The sequence below is a fragment of the Mesorhizobium sp. M7A.F.Ca.US.005.03.2.1 genome, assembly GCF_003997795.1.
Taxonomy (GTDB): domain Bacteria; phylum Pseudomonadota; class Alphaproteobacteria; order Rhizobiales; family Rhizobiaceae; genus Mesorhizobium; species Mesorhizobium ciceri.
On sequence record NZ_RZRP01000970.1, the window covers coordinates 1 to 2,199 of the forward strand.

2 protein-coding genes and 2 pseudogenes are annotated in these 2,199 nt (G+C 56.0%); 3 read left to right on the forward strand and 1 reads right to left on the reverse strand.

The window, feature by feature from the left end:
- Positions 1-600, forward strand: a 600-nt coding sequence (locus tag EN991_RS33345) for a hypothetical protein (RefSeq protein WP_348630517.1), incomplete at its 5' end; no start/stop codon positions are given.
- On the opposite strand, the pseudogene EN991_RS33350 reads toward EN991_RS33345, so the two are convergent.
- A pseudogene (locus EN991_RS33350) lies at positions 525-707 on the reverse strand (helix-turn-helix domain-containing protein); the annotation flags it as partial. The gene EN991_RS33345 and the pseudogene EN991_RS33350 sit on opposite strands and share 76 nt — an antisense overlap.
- A gap of 459 nt (positions 708-1,166) precedes the next feature.
- On the opposite strand from EN991_RS33350, the gene EN991_RS33355 reads away from it, so the two are divergent.
- Together EN991_RS33355 and EN991_RS33360 are read left to right on the forward strand one after the other, a co-directional pair.
- The gene (locus EN991_RS33355; protein ID WP_013525315.1) at positions 1,167-1,367 is read left to right on the forward strand and encodes a hypothetical protein; all 201 of its coding nucleotides are present in this window, start codon (positions 1,167-1,169) and stop codon (positions 1,365-1,367) included.
- Between the two features lie 410 nt (positions 1,368-1,777).
- A pseudogene (locus EN991_RS33360) lies at positions 1,778-2,199 on the forward strand (bifunctional diguanylate cyclase/phosphodiesterase); the annotation flags it as partial.

A 2,199-nucleotide genomic window follows, 5' to 3' on the forward strand; every position in this document is an offset into this window, starting at 1 on the left:
CACTCCCACACAACGATGTGGGAAAAAAACCATGTGATCGGCAATCCAGCAAGTCACAAAACCGTACGAATCCGGCCGCTGGTTAACTTTGTAAAAGCGTCGAAATTTTCGCAAATGCCCGCACCCGCAGGAAACCAATTTTGGAAGGCCCGTAGCTCACACGGCCGCAGCCCGATCATCATCGATCCAGAGAAGCTGTGGACGGCATGTTGCGAGTACTTCGAATGGGTCGACGCGCACCCGCTCTATGAGGCCAAGCCCTTTGCGTATCAGGGCGAGGTGAAGATAGAGAACGTGGCGAAGATGCGCGCCATGACGATTTCACCAGCCAGGTCGAGGAAATCATCCGCACCCAGAAGTTCGAATCGGAACTCACCGGCAAAGACGGCGAACCGTTGCCGCTGGTCCCCGTGGTCAATGTCACAGTCCGCAGTTCTTGACCTGGAGCTGCATCCCAAGCAGGGGATAGCATTCAACACCGAAGCGACCGAAACGCTGTATGGTGGCGCGGCCGGCGGCGGCGGCTCCTCATCATGGCGCCGATTGCTCGGTCGGCCGCGCTCCTTCGACTCCAGCCCGCCGGCGCCGTCCTGGTCATAGGCTTGCAACAGCCGGTGAACCTGACTGCGGCTGAGATGAAGAAGCTCCGCCGCCTGGACGCTCAGCCGCCGGTCGCGGATCTTCTGGATGGCTTCAAGACGATGCAGCTCTTTTTTGCGACAAGGTGATCAAAGGCATGCCGGCTCCGCAATACGCCCGGTCTCACGCCAGGCAGTGTGAAGTCGTCAGCCTTCCTTTCCAGCTTCGAGTTGGCCAGAGCATGAGCTGTGAAAGTCGGGGACTGTCGCATCTCTAAATTGCTCAAGTGTCGCATCTCTATATAACTGCTACATCCAGAAGTCGCATAACATACATTATGGAACATAAAATTATGATTTGAAATCAATGTGTTGGCAAAATTTATCGGCTGTTAGCCACCCGCTCCATCATGCTTTCGCCGCACAAGAAAAGCAAAATGCGTTTCATCGTTGGGCCACCTGGGCCCCTTTTGTTGCGAATAGCTGCTTTGTGCCGCGAGGACCTTGGGAAGCTATTTCCTTTCGAAAAAACAGATTTTTCCTTTCGGGTAGAGGTTGGGATATGATTGCGCGACAGGAGTGCGATCTATGCAGAGTTTCACCGTCGAGCTGATACGCGACGGCAAAGCTGTGGAACGTGCCGAGGTTCAGGCCGAAAATGTTGTTGAAGCTGCGAAGACGTGGGGACCAGTAACCATCCCGTACGCCGAAGAGCCTGACATCGGCGAATGGATCAGGGTAACGCACCCTTGCGGCAGCACGACAAGTTGGTTCGAGCCGGATCGTTAAGCGCGGCCAATTTAGAGCTCACTGGCCAGGATGCGTCAGGGCTGTGGGTAAGAGCCGTGACGAACGTCACGGCGTCGGGATCATAGCAGAAGATGGACGGATGACCCGGTGCGAACCAGCGATGACAGCATGTAGTAGGCTAATCCATCTTCCTGATGTCGATCTCGCCCCTCCCCTCTCCCAGGCTGTCCGTCTCGCTTTCCCTACCCGTCTTCCGCCCGAGCAGGACGACCCTGCTGTTCGGCGCAGCAGGACTGGCCGGCACAGGCCCAACGGTACTACGCGCAGCGCCCAAGCGCAGCCTTTCGAAACTTGGTGGCACAGACCAGAAGCTTTTATGCAGATTGGAAGTCCAAATTTAAACAGTTCATCCTACGTTGGCCGATGGGCTTTTTGTCAAGGAAACGCAATTGAGCCGGTCGGGCAGAACGGATTTTGACTTTGATGGTGCAAGAAAGGCGGTTTTTTCGACCGCCAACTTGCCGGCGGCAATTGCGTTGGCCGTGCTTGTGATCTGCGCGGTCCTTGCGGACTTGCAGAACACGAAAGTGTCCGATCAACTCGCGCGCGCCGAAGTCCAGGCCAAGGTCAACATCATAAGGGCCAAGCTCGAAGGCAATGTAAACGGTAATCTCCAGCTTGTTCAGGGCCTCGTCTCGGCCATAGTTACAGAGCCGTACATGGGACAGCAGAGATTTGCGTCCTTGGCAAGCAACCTGTTCCGACAGAGATCGCAACTGCGCAACATCGCCGGTGCGCCCGATCTCGTCATCTCGCTGATGTACCCGATGGAAGGCAACCAGAAGGCGATCGGGCTCGATTACCGCAAGAG

Coding starts and splice junctions, on each gene's coding strand:
- EN991_RS33355 (WP_013525315.1), top strand. CDS start 1,167: ATGCAGAGTTTCACCGTCGAGCTGATACGCGACGGCAAAGCTGTGGAA.